Source organism: Streptomyces sp. NPDC034084, from assembly GCF_055575535.1.
The window spans coordinates 820,904-837,914 of sequence record NZ_JBVISK010000001.1 but is presented as its reverse complement, the minus strand read 5'-3'; the positions used below and the strand labels follow the sequence as shown (position 1 = coordinate 837,914).

10 protein-coding genes are annotated in these 17,011 nt (G+C 72.2%); 9 read left to right on the top strand and 1 reads right to left on the bottom strand.

Going from position 1 to position 17,011, the window contains the following annotated elements; genetic code table 11:
• Positions 1 to 178: 178 nt before the first annotated feature.
• Positions 179 to 3,781 (top strand): bifunctional glycosyltransferase/CDP-glycerol:glycerophosphate glycerophosphotransferase, encoded by a 3,603-nt coding sequence (locus ACZ51I_RS03870; protein ID WP_468871291.1) that lies wholly within the window; start codon positions 179 to 181, stop codon positions 3,779 to 3,781.
• Positions 3,782 to 3,850: 69 nt separating this feature from the next.
• Here ACZ51I_RS03870 and ACZ51I_RS03865 read toward each other — a convergent pair whose 3' ends face one another.
• Entirely contained in the window at positions 3,851 to 5,827 is a 1,977-nt protein-coding gene (locus ACZ51I_RS03865) for a glycosyltransferase (protein ID WP_468871290.1), read from the bottom strand.
• A gap of 257 nt (positions 5,828 to 6,084) precedes the next feature.
• Here ACZ51I_RS03865 and ACZ51I_RS03860 point away from each other — a divergent pair, with 257 nt between their 5' ends.
• From ACZ51I_RS03860 to galE, 8 genes are all read left to right on the top strand, one after another.
• Positions 6,085 to 6,720 (top strand): hypothetical protein, encoded by a 636-nt coding sequence (locus ACZ51I_RS03860; RefSeq protein ID WP_468871288.1) that lies wholly within the window; start codon positions 6,085 to 6,087, stop codon positions 6,718 to 6,720.
• A 253-nt stretch (positions 6,721 to 6,973) separates the two neighbouring features.
• Positions 6,974 to 7,765 carry a TIGR03936 family radical SAM-associated protein gene (locus ACZ51I_RS03855; protein ID WP_468871287.1) on the top strand — a complete coding sequence of 264 codons (792 nt, stop codon included), beginning with the start codon at positions 6,974 to 6,976 and terminating at the stop codon, positions 7,763 to 7,765.
• Between the two features lie 233 nt (positions 7,766 to 7,998).
• Positions 7,999 to 11,829, top strand: a complete 3,831-nt coding sequence (locus ACZ51I_RS03850; RefSeq protein WP_468871286.1) for an Rne/Rng family ribonuclease — start codon at positions 7,999 to 8,001, stop codon at positions 11,827 to 11,829.
• Between the two features lie 246 nt (positions 11,830 to 12,075).
• Entirely contained in the window at positions 12,076 to 12,396 is a 321-nt protein-coding gene (rplU, locus tag ACZ51I_RS03845) for a 50S ribosomal protein L21 (RefSeq protein ID WP_015033583.1), read from the top strand.
• A 13-nt stretch (positions 12,397 to 12,409) separates the two neighbouring features.
• Entirely contained in the window at positions 12,410 to 12,664 is a 255-nt protein-coding gene (rpmA, locus tag ACZ51I_RS03840; protein WP_010041940.1) for a 50S ribosomal protein L27, read from the top strand.
• A 107-nt stretch (positions 12,665 to 12,771) separates the two neighbouring features.
• Positions 12,772 to 14,211 (top strand): GTPase ObgE, encoded by a 1,440-nt coding sequence (gene obgE / locus ACZ51I_RS03835; protein ID WP_468871285.1) that lies wholly within the window; start codon positions 12,772 to 12,774, stop codon positions 14,209 to 14,211.
• Between the two features lie 92 nt (positions 14,212 to 14,303).
• Positions 14,304 to 15,977 carry a glycosyltransferase family 2 protein gene (locus ACZ51I_RS03830; protein ID WP_468871284.1) on the top strand — a complete coding sequence of 558 codons (1,674 nt, stop codon included), beginning with the start codon at positions 14,304 to 14,306 and terminating at the stop codon, positions 15,975 to 15,977.
• Positions 15,974 to 16,960: a UDP-glucose 4-epimerase GalE gene (gene galE, locus ACZ51I_RS03825; RefSeq protein WP_468871283.1), complete on the top strand. Its 987-nt coding sequence runs from the start codon at positions 15,974 to 15,976 to the stop codon at positions 16,958 to 16,960. The genes ACZ51I_RS03830 and galE overlap by 4 nt, the downstream gene beginning before the upstream one ends.
• The last annotated feature ends 51 nt before the right edge of the window (positions 16,961 to 17,011 follow it).

Sequence of the window (17,011 nt, the reverse complement as noted above, 5' to 3'; positions counted from 1 at the left end):
CGGGTACCGGGAGAAGTACTGCAGTTCGACGGCGGGCGTGCGGCCGTCAGGCGGGTCTTCCTCGGGGGGTGGAGACGTCCTCTGTCGGTCCGCTGGAAAACCGAAAGCACGCCCCGTCACCCTCTCAGGCGCTCGAGCTTGTCGAGCGGGTCTGAAACGGAAAGGAACGCAGAACTTCATGGCACCCCGGCTCAGCGTCATAGTCCCGATCTACAACGTGGAGCAGTACCTTCCGGCCTGCCTCAACTCGCTCGCCGTGCAGACCTTCCAGGACCTGGAAGTGCTGATGATCGACGACGGGTCCACCGACGGGTCCAACGCCATCGCGGCGGAGTTCGCGGCGAAGGACGACCGCTTCCGGCTGATCCGCAAGGAGAACGCCGGCCTGGGTGCCGCCCGCAACACGGGTCTCGACAGCCTGGCGCCGGAGAGCGAGTTCCTGGCCTTCGTCGACAGTGACGACATGATCCCGCCGGACGCCTACCGGCTGATGATCGAGACGCTGGAGGAGACGGGCTCCTCCTTCGCCACGGGCAACGTGGAGCACATCAACTCGACCAAGGTGTGGCAGTCCCCGATGCACCGCTTCCTCTCGCGGGGCGCGGTCAAGAAGACGCACGTCTCCAGGAAGCGGATGCTCCTGACGGACCGGATCGCCTGCAACAAGGTCTTCCGCCGTGACTTCTGGGAGGCGAACTCCCTGCGCTTCCCCGAGGGCGTGCTGTACGAGGACACCCCGGTCATCGTGCCGGCCCAGTACCTCGCCGAGTCCGTCGACATCATCAGCCAGACCACGTACTACTGGCGGCTGCGCGAGGGCGAGGCGAGCCCCTCGATCACGCAGCGCCGCAACGAGCCCAAGGCGGCCCGGGACCGCGCCTCCGCGGTGGAGTCCGTGAGCCGGTTCCTCGCCTCCCGCAAGGAGCCGCTCGCCGACGAGCTGAAGCGCGAGTACGACAGGACCGTCCTCACCGGCGACCTGCGGATCTTCCTCAACGTGCTGCCCGACGGCAACGACGAGTACCGCACCGAGTTCCTCCGCGTGGCCAACAAGTACCTCGACCAGGTCGACCTGAAGACGGTCAAGGCGCTGCCGACGGCGCTGCGCGTCAAGTGGCTGCTCGTCCGCAAGCACGCCCTCAACGAGCTGCTGGACTTCATCGAGGCGGAGCGGCTCGGCGAGCCGGTCGAGCTCGACGGCGCCATCCGCAAGTACGCGAAGTTCCCGGCGCTGGAAGCCGCCGGGGACCTGCTGCCCAAGAAGGTCCTGCGCATGGACCAGGACCTGCAGCTCCGCTCCCCGCTGACGGAGCTGGAGTGGCAGGACGGCAAGCTGCGGCTGGCCGGCAACGCCTGGGTCGACCGGGTCGACCAGAACAGCAAGCGCAGCGTCGTCAAGGTGCTGCAGCTGAAGAAGGACGGCACCCAGCGCCGGATGCTGATCCCGCTCGCCAACATCTTCAACCCCGAGGCCACCACGGCCTCCGGCTACGCGGGCCGCGGCCACAGCTTCGACTGGGCGGGCTGGGAGACGGTCATCGACCCAGCCCGCTTCCGCAAGGGCGGCCAGTGGCAGGAGGGCCTCTGGCACGTGGGCATGCGCGTCATGTCCGGCGGCCTCGTGCGCTCCCGCTCCGTGCACTCGTACGGTTCGGACCGCAAGGCCTACCCTCCGTACCACTGGCTGGACGAGGACTACCGGATGGTCCCGGAGCTCCGCCGGGCGGCGCTGAAGCTGCGCATCGAGAAGGTGCCGTTCGTGGTCACCGGCTTCGAGTCCGAGGGTGACGGGATCGTCATCGACGGCGTGTTCCGCGAGGCGGCCGAGGCGGGCACCGGTTTCACCCTGCGCGTCGTCAACCAGAGCAGCGGCGAGGTGCTCGAGTACCCGGCGGAGGTCACCGGGACCGCCGGTGGCCGGACCTCGCTGCGGGTCCGTGTCCCGCTGCGTGACATAGCCCTGCTGCCGGAGCACCTGGACACCACGGAGACCGGCGGCGCCGACCCGGCGAAGGCGATGCGCCGCAACTGGAGCACGCAGCTCCAGGTCGAGGAGCCGGGCAGGGAGAACCCGCGGAAGGTCCGCGTCGTCGTCAAGGACGGCGTGGCCGACCACCAGGTCGGTCTGCCCGCGTCCTTCGGCGAGGGCGCCGAGCTGAACGAGGTGGCGGTCCTCTCCGGCACCAACGGCTATCTGAAGTTCTCCGGGCGCCCCCTCCGCGCCAAGATCGTGGACATCGCCGTCGAGGACGGGACCTTCACGATCCGGGGCACCGCTCCGGTGACGCTCTCCGGCCACCACCTGGTCGTCAGCGCCAAGAACCGCTTCGACGAGCGGACCGTCCCGCTGACCACCGGCCCGGACGGGACCTTCGAGGCGTCCTTCCGCCCCTCCACCATGTCGGGGACCGGCGGTCGGCTGCCGCTCAAGACCGGCCGCTGGGTGTTCCGCCTGGACGCCGACGGCGACGGCCCGTCGATGCCGCTCGTCGTGGACCGGCTCGCCGTGTCCCAGTTCCCGCTGGAGGGGAAGCACAACGGCCGCGAGTACCAGCTCGAGGTCCACTGGCAGGACCACCCGCAGCTGAACTGCCTGAGCGACCTCACGCCGATGGAGCGGGGCGACAACCGCCAGTACCAGCTGCGGCAGGAGGTGTACGAGGCGGGCCGCGAGCTGCCGCTGCGCGACCAGGTGCTGTACGTCAGCTACAACGGCAAGCAGTACTCCGACAGCCCGCGCGCGGTCCACGAGGAGCTGCTGCGCCGCGGCTCGGACGTGGAGCACCTGTGGGCCGTCAGGGACGGTCAGGTCGAGCTCCCCGACACGGTCAAGGCGGTCCGGTTCCAGGGCACCGAGTGGTACGAGGCGCTGGCGCGGTCGCGCTACATCGTCACCAACGGCCACCTCCCGCACTGGATCAAGCGCCGGGCGGGCCAGGTGATCGTGCAGGCCTGGCACGGCACGATGCTGAAGAAGATCGGCCTGGACATCGACGCGCCGAAGTTCGACCCGAACTACCACGAGCGTCTGGTCCAGGAGGCGGCGAACTGGAACATCCTCGTCTCGTCCAACCGGTTCAGCACGCCCATCCTGAAGCGGGCGATGGGATACGACGGGCTGATCGCCGAGACGGGCTACCCGCGTAACGACTACCTCTACGCCGAGGACCGCGAGGAGCGGGCCAAGGCCGTGCGGGAGCGGCTCGGGCTGCCCGAGGGCAAGAAGGTCGTGCTGTACGCGCCGACCTGGCGGGACGACCTGTCGCACAGCCGCGGCCAGTTCAAGTTCGACCTCCGGGTCGACCTCGAGGACGCGCGCCGCCGGCTGGGGGACGACCACGTCTTCCTCATCCGCCGCCACTCCAACATCGTGGACAGCATCCCCGGTGCCGGTAACGGCTTCGTCTTCGACGCCTCCGACTACCCGGACATCGCGGACCTCTACGTGGCCGCCGACATCATGATCACGGACTACTCCTCGGTCATGTTCGACTACGCCCACCTGCGCCGCCCGATGCTGTTCTTCACGTACGACCTGGAGCACTACCGCGACAAGCTGCGCGGCTTCTACTTCGACTTCGAGAACGACGCCCCGGGGCCGCTGATCAGCACGTCCGACGAGCTGATCACGGCCATCCGTGAGGTGGACGAGGTCGCGGGCGAGTACCAGGAGAAGTACGACAAGTTCCACCACCTGTTCTGCGACCTCGACGACGGCCACGCGTCGGCGAGGCTGGCCGACCTGATGTTCAAGATGGCCGAGGAGGGCGCGCCGCTGTAGGCGACGCCTCCACGCGAGGGAGCCCCGGTCCGCCGCTGCGGACCGGGGCTCCCTCGTTCGTCGTACCGGTTACTTCTTGTCGATGATCTTCAGCGAGAGCTGCCCGTTGCTGGAGAAGTACGGGCGGAGCTCGTGCTTGGGCGGGGCGACGGCGGCGGGCACGGAGGACAGGCGGCCGCGCCAGCCGCTCTTCGGCTTGGGGGCCGCGGCGGCCTGGGCCGGGGCGCCGGACGGCTTGACCACCGGGTACGGGTAGGTGAAGACGTCCATGGGGACGAGCACGTCGGTGGCCAGCTTGCAGACGCGGACGCGGGCGGATTCCTGGTCCGGCAGCAGCCAGAGGTCCCAGACGTCCTCGGCGCCGGCCTGGTGGAGGCGGGCCGCGGAGGCGTTGTCCAGGGTGGCCGTGAAGCGTCCGTCGGCGCCGGGCTTCACCGGGAAGGAGAAGTTCTTGTCGGTCTCCTTGCGGTGGACGGCCTCGATCTTGCTGCCCGTGCCGGGCTCGACGCCCCAGGCCGCGGCCTCGATGACGATCGAGGTGGCGCCGGCCTTCAGGGCCGCGACCTCCACGTGCTGGGCGCGGACCCGGCTCTGCACGCGCAGCGTGCCGTCCGTGTGGGCGTGGGGCAGCAGCAGCGAGAGGGCGGGGCCGTCGGTGCGGGGGAGCTTCAGCGACAGGATCTGGAGGGTGTCGCAGCCGGCCGACCGCAGCGGCATGTCGAAGCCGGCGGAGCGGATCTGCAGCTCCCAGTCGCCCTCGACGAGCGTGCCGAGCGCGGGGATCAGCGTCTCGCCGTCGGTGAAGGGGAGGACGACCTCGTCGGCCTTCTTGCGGGTGTTCTTGCAGACCAGTTCGGCGTCGCCGTCGGCGGGCAGTCCGTCGATCCGCACCCGGACGTCGCCCTGCGGGGTGACCACGGCGGTGGCCGTGCGGGGGATGGCCCGGCGGGCCCGCATGGTCTCCACGAGCCGCTCGAAGCGGGCGACGGTCTCGGCCTCCTGGAAGCGGACCACGTTGGCCACCGCGGCGGCCGCCATCTTCCGGCGCAGGTCCTCGTCGGAGATCAGCTTCTCGATGTGCTCGGCGAGCGCCTTCTTGTCGCCGAGCGGCACGACGTAGCCGTCCTCGCCCTGCGTGATGATGTTGCGCGGGCCGTGCGGGGCGTCGTAGCAGACCGCCGGCAGGCCGGCCGCCATCGCCTCGACGGTGACGTTGCCGAACGCCTCCAGGTGGGAGGGGAGGACGAACACGGAGGCCTTGGCGAACTCCGGGGTGACCGGGGTGGCCGGGCCCATCAGGAAGATCTGGTTGTTGCTGTCCGTCTCGTTGATCTTCTTGCGCAGGTTGGCGCGCTCGGGACCGGAGCCGTAGATCCGCAGGCTCCAGTCCGGGTGGCGCGGCGCCACGGTGGAGAACGCCTCGATGAGGTCGGCGAAGCCCTTGTGGGACTTGAGCAGGCCGGCGGTGACGACGATCTTGTTGTCGCCGGTGGACATCTGGCCCTGGTGGGCGGGGATGCAATTGGGCATCGGGGAGAGCAGGTGGCTCACGGCGGGGACGACCCCGGCGATGGTCCGGCACTCGTCCGGCGTCGGCGCGGTGATCGCGTCCATCTTCGGGTACGCGTCCCGGAAGAGGGCCTCCCGGATGTGCGCGCCGTACCGCGCGGGCCGCGAGTGCTCCATGGCGACCTTCAGGAAGTCGCGGTCCGCGTAGGCCAGCATGATGGTGATCTTGGGGTTGTTGCTGACCACGACGTCCGCGTCGGTCGTGGCCAGGTACTCCATCAGCCGCTTCTCGGCCAGGCGGCTGATCCACGGCTTCTTGTCCGTGGGCTCGTTCGGGTAGATGTGCGGGAAGACCTCGATCTGCGGGTCGTCGCCGTCGTACGTGTGGGAGTGCTTCCGGTAGTCGGAGAGGGCGAGGGTCTTCACCCGGGGGTCGAGCGGGAAGAACGCCTGGTCGCGGTTGCGGCGGAGGGAGACAAGCTCGACCTCGTGGTGGTCCGCGAGTGCCCCGGCCAGGTTGTGGATCGCGCTCACCACGCCGCCGATGTGACAGCGGTCTACCAGGATGAAGGATATTTTCACGCCGAGCCTCGTTGTCTGCGGATTGAGGGGGAACCCCCGAGCTGCGGGGGCGTGCGGGACGTGCGCACGGAAGTGACGCACCTTAGGTTACGGGGCGGGGTCCGGGAAGCGGGGCGGTCCGTACGGCCTCGGGCGGGGCCCGGCGCGTAACGCCTTGGTCTCGGCCGGCCCGGGGGGAAACCCAGCCGGGCGCCCGGCACGTCGTTCCGGGCATGAACACGGAAAACCCGGGCTGCCTCACGGGCGTGGCGCGCGCCGTCGTCCTCGTCGTGGTCCTGCCCGTACGGCTGGTCTGGGACGCTCTGGCCTGGTGCCTGCGCCAGCTGTGGCGCTGGATCCTCGCCCCGGTCGGCCGAGCTGTCGGATGGCTGCTCCACCACCTCCTGGTCGTTCCTCTGCGCTGGTTGTGGCGCTGGATCCTCGCCCCGGTCGGCCGAGCCCTCGGATGGCTGCTCCACCACCTCCTGGTCGTCCCCCTCCTGTGGCTCTGGGAATGGGTCCTCGTCCCGGTCGGCAAGGCCCTCTGGTGGGTCGTCGACCTTCTCCTCGTCACCCCGCTGACCTGGCTCTGGCGGTACGTGCTCGGCCCCGTCTGCCGCTTCGCCGGCGAGGTCCTCGCCTGGGCCTGGCGGATCGCCGGACAGGTCACGCGGGCCCTCGGCCGGGCGCTCCGCTGGGTGCTGTGGAACGCGGTGGGCCGTCCCCTCGCCTGGGTGTACCGCGTGATCCTCACCCCGGTCGGCCACTGGCTGCGCACCTGGGTGTGGGAGCCTCTCGCCGTCGTCGGCCGAGCCGTCCGCACCGCCGCCCGGGAGATGCGGACCGCCCTCTTCGGCGGCCCCCGCTGACCCGCCCGCCGGCCTCCCCGGCACATCTCCGGGGAACCCGAGGTGGCCCGGGCGCGTACTCTGGGTAGTACAAGGAGTGTCCCCGGCGCGGCGCCCGCCCCCGAGATCTCCCCGCGGAAGCGGGGGTGAACCGGGCGGGAGCCCACGGGACGCCCAAGAGCTTCCGGGCGGAGCGCCACCCGCGTCCGCCCCGCACCGAGGAGAAGAACCACTGGGCAAGCGACAGCCCGAAGGCCCGCCGCCCGCACCGGCGGTGCAGCGCATCCGACTGCGCTACACCAAGCGCGGCCGCCTCCGGTTCACCAGCCACCGTGACTTCCAGCGCGCCTTCGAGCGTGCCCTGCGCCGTGCCGAGGTGCCCATGGCGTATTCGGCCGGCTTCACCCCGCACCCCAAGGTGTCGTACGCCAACGCCGCCCCGACGGGTACGGGCTCCGAGGCCGAGTACCTGGAGATCGCGCTCACCGAGGCACGCGACCCGGAGACCCTGCGGGCCCTGCTCGACGAGTCCCTCCCGGCCGGTCTCGACATCACCGACGCCGTCGAGGCCCGCACCTCGGGTCTCGCCGACCGGCTCACCGCCTCCGTGTGGGAGCTGCGCCTGGAGGGCGTCGCCGTCGAGGACGCCGAGAAGGCCGTCGAGGCGTTTCTCGCGGCCGAGACGGTGGAAGTACAGCGCAAGACCAAGAACGGAGTCCGCACCTTCGACGCCCGTTCCGCTGTGACCGAGCTGACGGCCGCCCGTCCCCAGGGCGATCCCCAGGGTGATAGGCCGCTGGACAGCGCCTGTGCGATACTGCGGCTGGTTGTTCGGCACGTGACACCTGCCGTGCGACCCGACGACGTCCTGTCCGGTCTCCGAGCTGTGGCCGACCTGGCGCCGCCGGTCCCCGCTGCGGTGACCAGGCTGGCGCAGGGGCTCTTCGACGAGGAGTCCGGCACGGTGACCGACCCGCTCGCGCCCGACCGCGAGGCAGTCACGGCCGCTTCACCCACGGCCGCCGCGACCGCCTCAGCGACGGCGCCGGGTGCCGGTACCGCGTAGGGAGCGGTCGTCGTAGCGCCGCCCTGGCACTCGGGAGCCACCTGGGTCGGGCAGCGCACTGACCAGAAGACTTTCGCCAGGCCGTCCGCACAGGGCGTACGGAACCGGCGAGCCAGACATAGAGCTCCCGTGCGGCGCCCGCGCCCCGGACGGCGGCACCGCGCCACAGGCGCGACCGTGCCGCCGGACCGGAACCAGGCGCGGCGCCCGGGAGCGTGACGGGAGAACCCCGCATGCTCGAGTCCAACGAAGACACCAACGCCCCCGGTGACAAGCTGCCGCCGCGCCGCAGGCGCCGCGCCGCTTCCCGCCCCGCCGGTCCGCCGGTGACGGGCGCGGCCGCCGAGACCTCCCCCGTGGAGGCCCCGGCCGCCGAGGCCCCCGCCGTGGAGGCCGCCCCGGCCGAGACCGAGGCCGCCCCCGCGCCCCGGACGCGCCGCAGGGCCACCCGCAAGGCCACCGCGCCCGCGGCGGAGACCGTGGCGGAGCCGGTCGCCGAGCCGGTCGCCGAGCCGGTCGTGGAGACCGCCGCGGCCGAGGCCGTCGAGGAGGCCCCCGAGGCCGCCCCCGCCCGCCCGCGCCGCCGTGCCACCCGTAAGGCCACCTCGCCGGTGACCTCCCCGGCCGCCGCCGAGCCGGTCGCGGAGACCGCCGCCCCCGAGCCTGCCGCCGCCGCGTCGGCCGCCGAGGCCGCCGAGGAGGCCGCGCCGCCGGCCCGTACCCGCCGCCGCGCCACCCGCAAGGCCACCGCCCCGGCCGGCGCGCCCGCCGCCGAGGAGAGCGCGGAGACCGTGGTCGCCGCTCCCGCCGCCGAGCCGGTCGCCGAGGCCGTCGAGGCCGTGGAAGAGGCCGCCGCGCCCGCCCCCCGTGCGCGCCGCCGTGCCACCCGTAAGGTCACCTCGCCCGAGGCGACCGCGGAGACGGCCGCCACCGGCGAGTCGCTGCCCCAGGCCGCCGTCGAGCAGATCGCCGCCGACGAGGCCGAGGTCGCCGCCGCCGAGACCGCCGCCACCCGTGGCCGCGGCCGCCGCCGCGCCACCTCCCCGCAGTTCACCTCCGAGCCGGCCCCGATCAGGGAGACGCGCCGCGCCGCGCGCCCCGCCGTCGCCGTCTTCCAGGCCCCGGTCTTCGCGGAGCCCATGTTCCAGACCCCGGAGACCGCCGCCGCGGCCGCCGCCGTCACGGTGGAGCCGGAGGACGAGGAGGAGACGGTCGAGGAGATCGAGGCCGTCGAGCCCGAGGTCGTCGAGACCCCCGAGCCCGCCGAGCGCGCCGAGTCCGGCTCCCGCCGTCGCCGTCGCCGCCGTGGCGAGCCCGTCGCCGTCGAGCCCGTCCCGGTCACCGTCGCCGACGAGCCCGAGGTCGAGACCGTCGCCGACGAGATCGACGAGGCCGAGGAGGCCGAGGAGACGGACGAGTACGAGGACCGCCCGTCCCGTCGCCGCCGCCGTGGCGGCCGCCGTCGCCGTCGCGGCGAGCTCACCGAGGTCGAGGAGACCGAGGAGGGCGAGGAGCCGCACGCCGAGGACGAGACCACCGACGAGGCCGAGGAGGGCGAGGAGGAGCAGGACGAGGCCGAGGGCTACGCCGGCGGCTCCAGCAGCTCCCGTCGCCGTCGCCGTCGCCGCCGTCGCAGCGGGGACGCCTCCGGCGACGTCGAGGCGGGCGAGGAGGACGGCGTCCGTACGGTCGTCAAGGTCCGCGAGCCCCGCCCGGCCCGCGAGAAGGCCGAGCCCGGCACCGGCGCGGACGAGGTCCAGTCCATCAAGGGCTCGACCCGTCTGGAGGCCAAGAAGCAGCGCCGCCGCGAAGGCCGCGAGCAGGGCCGCCGCCGCGTCCCGATCATCACCGAGGCCGAGTTCCTCGCCCGCCGTGAGGCCGTCGAGCGCGTCATGGTCGTCCGCCAGAACGGCGAGCGCACCCAGATCGGCGTCCTCGAGGACAACGTGCTCGTCGAGCACTACGTCAACAAGGAGCAGGCCACCTCGTACGTCGGCAACGTCTACCTGGGCAAGGTCCAGAACGTGCTGCCGTCCATGGAGGCCGCCTTCGTCGACATCGGCAAGGGCCGCAACGCCGTCCTGTACGCCGGCGAGGTCAACTTCGAGTCGCTCGGCATGGGCCACGGCCCGCGCCGCATCGAGTCCGCCCTCAAGTCCGGCCAGTCGGTCCTCGTACAGGTCACGAAGGACCCGATCGGCCACAAGGGCGCCCGTCTGACCAGCCAGGTCTCTCTGCCCGGCCGCTACCTCGTGTACGTCCCCGAGGGCTCGATGACCGGCATCAGCCGCAAGCTCCCGGACACCGAGCGCGCCCGCCTGAAGACCATCCTCAAGAAGATCGTCCCCGAGGACGCGGGCGTCATCGTGCGCACCGCCGCCGAGGGCGCGAGCGAGGACGAGCTGCGCCGTGACGTCGAGCGGCTGCAGGCGCAGTGGGCCGACATCCAGAAGAAGGCCGCCCAGCTCTCGACGTCCGCGCCGAGCCTCCTCTACGGCGAGCCGGACATGACCGTCCGGGTCGTCCGCGACATCTTCAACGAGGACTTCTCCAAGGTCATCGTGAGCGGCGACGACGCGTGGGAGACCATCCACGGGTACGTCTCGCACGTCGCGCCCGACCTGGCCGACCGCCTGTCCAAGTGGACCAGCGAGGTCGACGTCTTCGCGACGTACCGGATCGACGAGCAGCTCATGAAGGCGCTGGACCGCAAGGTCTGGCTGCCGAGCGGCGGCTCGCTGGTGATCGACAAGACCGAGGCGATGATCGTCGTCGACGTCAACACCGGCAAGTTCACCGGCCAGGGCGGCAACCTCGAGGAGACCGTGACGAGGAACAACCTCGAAGCGGCCGAGGAGATCGTGCGCCAGCTGCGCCTGCGCGACCTGGGCGGCATCGTCGTCATCGACTTCATCGACATGGTCCTGGAGTCCAACCGCGACCTGGTCCTCCGCCGCCTCCTGGAGTGCCTGGGCCGGGACCGGACCAAGCACCAGGTGGCCGAGGTCACCTCGCTCGGCCTGGTCCAGATGACCCGCAAGCGGGTCGGCCAGGGCCTCCTGGAGTCCTTCTCCGAGACCTGCGTCCACTGCAACGGCCGCGGTGTCATCGTGCACATGGAGCAGCCGGCCACGGCCGGTGGCGGTGGCGGCGGCAAGCGCTCGAAGAAGCGCGGCCGCGGCGGCGCCGAGCACGCCCACGAGCACGAGCACGAGGCCGTGGAGCCGGAGACCGAGGAGACCGAGACCGAGGCCGAGGTCGCCGCGGAGCTGGCAGCCCCGGTGGCCCTGCCGGAGCCGATCGCCCCGGACGAGGAGCTGTACGGTTCCGTCGCCGAGGCGGAGGCCGCCGCCACGCGCGGCCGTGGCCGCCGTCGCGCCACCCGCCGGGTGTCCGCGCCGGTCGTCTCGACTCCGGCACCGGTCGTGGAGACCGAGGCCGTCGACTTCGAGCCGGCGCCCGCCGCCGAGCCGGTCGCCGAGGCGCAGCCCGTCGTGGAGCCCGAGCCGGTGGTCGAGGAGACCGCGGCCCCGGCCCCGCGCGGCCGTCGCCGTGCCACCCGCCGGGTGACGTCCCCGGTCGTCTCGACCACGGACGAGGCCGCCGAGGTCGTCACCGAGCCGGCCGCCGCGCCCGCTCCGGCGCCGGAGCCGGCCGTGGCGCCGGAGCCGGTGGCCGAGCCCGCCGCCGAGGCCGTCGTGGAGCCCGCCGCCGAGGATGCCCCCGTGGCAGCCCCGCCGCGCGCCCGCCGCCGGGTGGTCCGCAAGGCCACCGCTCCCGCCGGTTCGCCCTCGGGCGCCGAGGAGGCGGCCGTCGTCGTGGTGACCACGGCCCCGGCCGGGACCGCCGAGACCGCCGAGGCGCCCGCCGAGGCCGAGTCCGAGGCGGAGGCCGCGCCGGCGAAGAAGACGGCCGCGCGCAAGACCGCGAAGAAGGCCACGGCCAAGAAGGCCGCCACCAAGAAGACGGCGGCGACCAAGAAGACGGCGGCGAAGAAGACCACCGCCAAGAAGGCCACGGCCAAGAAGGCGGCGGAGAAGACCGCCGCCCCGGCTCAGGACTGACCTGTCAGTGCGGGCCGCCTCCCCCGAGCGGAGGGGCGGCCCGCGCCGGACGGGCGAATTTGACCCCCTGTGGCAGCCGCCCGTAACCTAGACCGTCGGCGTGTCTATCGATGCGCCGCGCCTCTGAGCACCTCCCTCCCGCTCGTCGGGAGAGGCCGCTCGTCCGATTCCGGAACGCCGCGGGCCCCCGGGCCCGTGTGAGCGGCTGGCTTCAGAGGTTCCACCCCGAGTGAGAGAGAGATCCGCGTGTACGCCATCGTGCGCAGCGGTGGTCGCCAGCACAAGGTTGCTGTCGGCGACATCGTTGAGGTTGACAAGATTTCCACTGCCAAGGTTGGCGACACGGTCGAGCTCTCGACCCTGCTCGTTGTCGACGGCGACGCCGTGACCAGCGACCCGTGGGTCCTGGCCGGTATCAAGGTCACGGCCGAGGTCGTGGACCACCACAAGGGCGCCAAGATCGACATCCTGCGCTACAAGAACAAGACCGGCTACCGCCGTCGCCAGGGTCACCGTCAGCAGTACACGGCGATCAAGGTCACCGGTATCCCCGCGGCTGCGAAGTAAGAGGGACTGAGACATGGCACACAAGAAGGGCGCATCGTCCACCCGGAACGGGCGCGACTCCAATGCCCAGCGGCTCGGCGTGAAGCGCTTCGGCGGTCAGGTCGTCAACGCGGGTGAGATCCTGGTCCGCCAGCGTGGCACGCACTTCCACCCGGGCGCGGGCGTCGGCCGTGGCGGCGACGACACGCTGTTCGCCCTGCAGGCCGGTTCGGTGCAGTTCGGCACCCACCGTGGCCGCAAGGTCGTGAACATCGTTCCGGTCGCCTGATCGGATCTTTGCGGAGGCGGACCTCACTTCCCGGAAGGGAAGAGGGTCCGCCTTTCGCGTGTTACTAGATAGACATTCCACCCGTAATTCTCTGGAGGCACAGAACCATGACCACCTTCGTGGACCGCGTCGAGCTGCACGTCGCCGCGGGTAACGGAGGCCACGGCTGCGCCTCCGTTCACCGGGAGAAGTTCAAGCCGCTCGGCGGCCCCGACGGCGGCAACGGCGGCCGTGGCGGCGATGTGACCCTGGTCGTCGACCAGTCCGTCACCACCCTCCTCGAGTACCACCACTCGCCGCACCGCAAGGCGACCAACGGTCAGCCCGGTGCCGGCGACAACCGCTCCGGCAAGGACGGCCAGGACCTGGTCCTGACCGTGCCCGACGGCACCGTCGTCCTCGACAAGCAGGGCAACGTCCTCGCCGACCTGGTCGGCCAGGGCACCACCTTCGTCGCCGGCCAGGGCGGCCGCGGCGGGCTCGGCAACGCCGCACTGTCCTCGGCCCGCCGCAAGGCCCCCGGCTTCGCGCTCCTCGGCGAGCCCGGCGAGGCGCGGGACATCGTCCTGGAGCTCAAGACCGTCGCCGACGTGGCGCTCGTGGGCTACCCGAGCGCGGGCAAGTCCTCGCTCATCTCCGTCCTGTCGGCCGCCAAGCCGAAGATCGCGGACTACCCCTTCACCACGCTCGTCCCGAACCTCGGCGTGGTCACGGCCGGCTCGACCGTCTACACGATCGCCGACGTGCCGGGCCTGATCCCGGGCGCCAGCCAGGGCCGCGGCCTCGGTCTGGAGTTCCTCCGCCACGTGGAGCGCTGCTCCGTCCTCGTCCACGTCCTCGACACGGCGACGCTGGAGTCCGAGCGCGACCCGGTCACCGACCTCGACGTGATCGAGGAGGAGCTCAAGCAGTACGGCGGCCTGGAGGACCGGCCCCGGATCGTCGTCCTCAACAAGATCGACATCCCTGACGGCAAGGACCTCGCCGACATGATCCGCCCGGACCTGGAGGAGCGCGGATACCAGGTGTTCGAGGTCTCCGCCGTCGCCCGTACGGGTCTGAAGGAGCTCTCCTTCGCCCTCGCCGGCATCGTCGCCGAGGCACGCGCGGCCAAGCCGAAGGAGGAGGCGACCCGGATCGTCATCCGCCCGAAGGCCGTCGACGACGCGGGCTTCACCGTCACGTACGACGAGCAGGAAGACGTCTACCGGGTGCGCGGCGAGAAGCCGGAGCGCTGGGTCCGCCAGACCGACTTCAGCAACGACGAGGCCGTGGGCTACCTGGCCGACCGCCTCAACCGCCTCGGCGTCGAGGACGCGCTGATGAAGGCCGGTGCCCGTGCGGGCGACGGTGTCGCGATCGGTTCCGAGGACAACGCGGTCGTCTTCGACTGGGAGCCCACCATGATGGCCGGTGCCGAGATGCTCGGCCGCCGCGGTGAGGACCACCGTCTGGAGGCCCCGCGGCCGGCGGCCCAGCGCCGTCGTGACCGGGAGGCCGAGCGCGACGACCCGCAGCGCGAGTACGACGAGTTCGACCCGTTCTAGGAGGTCTCCTCCCCGGGTGAGGGAAGGCGGGGCGGCCCTGGGCCGTCCCGCCTTCCGTGCTTTCGGCGGCGGGCCGGAAGGGGGCCGATCGGGTGGCCGGGTCCCGTACCATCCTCGGCGTGACTAGTATCACTTCCCCTCAGGTGGCAGGAAAGCTCGGCGTTGTGGTAATCGCACACAATGACGAGGGCTTGGTCGGTGAGGCGATCCGGTCCGTGCTCGACCAGGGCCCCGTGGTCGCGGAGGTCGTCGCCGTCGACGACGGATCGAGCGACGGCACGGCCCGGGTCCTGGACGAACTGGCCGCCGTCCACCCCCGGCTGCGCGTCGTGCACCGCGCGGAGAACAGCGGTGGCTGCGGCACCCCCCGCAACGACGGCGTGCGGGCCGTCACCGCCCCCATCGTGATATTCCTCGACAGCGACGACGTCCTGCCCGAGGGCGCGGCCGAGGCCCTGGTGGCGGCGGCCGAGCGGCACGGAGCCCCCGTCGCGGTCGGCGCCTGCGTCCGGCGGGAGCTGCCCGAGGGCCGCGATGTGCGCTGGCAGCCCGCGCTCTACCACGAGCCGGCCCTCCTGGAGACGGCGTCCGACCTCGTGCCGCTGGTGCACGACACCCTCTGCGTCAACAAGGTGTACGACCGGGCCTTCCTCTCCGAGAACGGCATCCGGTTCCCCGACGGCCGCTGCGTCTACGAGGACTTCCTCTTCACCGCCCGCGTCCTGGCCGCCGCGCCGCGCGTCGCGGTCGTCCCCGACACCGTCTACATCTGGCACGTGCGCCGGGACACGGCGCGGCCCTCGATCTCCCTGGACCGCGACGGCATCGCCAACTGGCGGGCGCGGATCGCCGCCCACCGCATGGCCGTGGAGACCTTCGAGGAGGCCGGCCGCAAGGAACTGGCCGCCGCCTGCCGCACCAAGTTCCTCGAACACGACCTGCGCCTGTACGCCCGCGAGCTGAGGCTCCGTGACGCCGCGTACCGGACGGAATGGTGGGCGCTGGCCCGGGAGCACATCGGCACCTTCGGCGAGAGCGCGATCGCCGCCGCGGCCGCGCCCGCCCGCTGGGCCGCCCGGCTCGTCCTCGCCGCCGAGGAGCCCCGGGACCTGGAGCGGCTCGCCCGGCTCGCCGCCGAGCCCGCCCGGCTGCTCCCGCCCTTCGCCCGCAGCGGGGGAGCGGCCGTCTGGTCCGAGGACCTTCCCGTGGAGCTGGACGGCGTGGAGGGCCTGCCGCTCGCCGGGCTTCCGCTGCTCGTCGACGGCGAGCTGCGCGCCGGGGTGGCCGGCGGGGAACTGCGGTTCACGGTCCGGGACCTGTACGGACGGCTGCGCGCCGCCCTTCCCCGTACCGCCACGATCGATTTCCTGCCCAGAGGCGCCGACACGCCCGTCCTCACCGAGCGGGCCGAACTCTCGGAGGTGACCGGCGGCTGGTCCGGCCGCGTCCGGGCCGAACTCACGGGCCTGGCCCGGGAGGGCCGCCGCCGCGGGCTCCGGGGCGTGCAGCTCTGGGACGTCCGGGCGACGGTGACCTGCGCCGACGGCGGCACCTTCACGACGGCGCTGCGGTTGCCGGAGGAGCGGCAGCGACGTTCGGTCGTGCCGAGCAGCCGGTACGGTGTACTGCTGGTGCGGCAGTACACGACGGCGAACGGCTCGCTGGCGGTACGGCTCGCACCCGGTGCCCGCGACGGGCTCCAGGCGGTCGGAGCCAAGCTCCACAGGCTCGCCCGTAGATCACAGCGAAAGGGGTTTGGGGCATGACTTACCTGATCACCGGTGGTGCCGGTTACATCGGCTCCCATGTGGTCCGTGCCATGACGCAGGCGGGCGAGCGGGTCGTCGTCCTCGACGACCTGTCCACGGGGTACGAGGCGCGGGTGCCCGAGGGCGTGCCCCTGGTCGTCGGCTCCACCCTCGACCGCGAGGTCCTGGACCGGACGATCGCCGAGCACGGTGTGACGGGCGTCGTCCACCTCGCGGCGAAGAAGCAGGTCGGCGAGTCCGTCGAGCTGCCGCTGCACTACTACCGCGAGAACATCGTCGGCCTCACCGTCCTCCTGGAGGCCGTCGCCGCCGCCGGTGTGCGCAACTTCCTCTTCTCCTCCTCCGCCGCCGTCTACGGCATGCCGGACGTCGACCTCGTCACCGAGGAGACCCCCTGCCTGCCGCTGAGCCCGTACGGCGAGACCAAGCTGGCGGGCGAGTGGCTGGTGCGCGCCGCCGGCGCCGCGCACGGCATCTCGACGGCCTGCCTGCGCTACTTCAACGTGGCCGGCGCGGCCACCCCCGAGCTGGCCGACACCGGGGTCTTCAACCTGGTCCCGATGGTCTTCGAGCGCCTCGACGCCGGCGAGTCCCCGCGGATCTTCGGCGACGACTACGACACGCCCGACGGCACCTGCATCCGTGACTACATCCACGTCGAGGACCTGGCCGACGCGCACCTCGTCGCCGCCCGGAAGCTCGCGGAGTGGGCCGCGGCGGGCGAGCCGCGTGACCTGACCGTCAACATCGGCCGTGGCGAGGGCGTCTCCGTCACCGAGATGGTCCGGCTGATCAACGAGATCACCGGCCACTCCGCCGAGCCCCTGGTCACCCCGCGCCGCCCCGGCGACCCCGCCCGGGTCGTCGCCGCCGCCGACCGCATCGCCTCGGAGCTGGGCTGGAAGGCCCGTCACGACGTCCGCGACATGATCGAGTCGGCCTGGGCCGGCTGGGTCTCCCGCCGCGGCGCGACCGTCTGACCGCGGAGCATGTGGGGAAGGGCCGGGGAGTGCGAGACTCCCCGGCCCTTC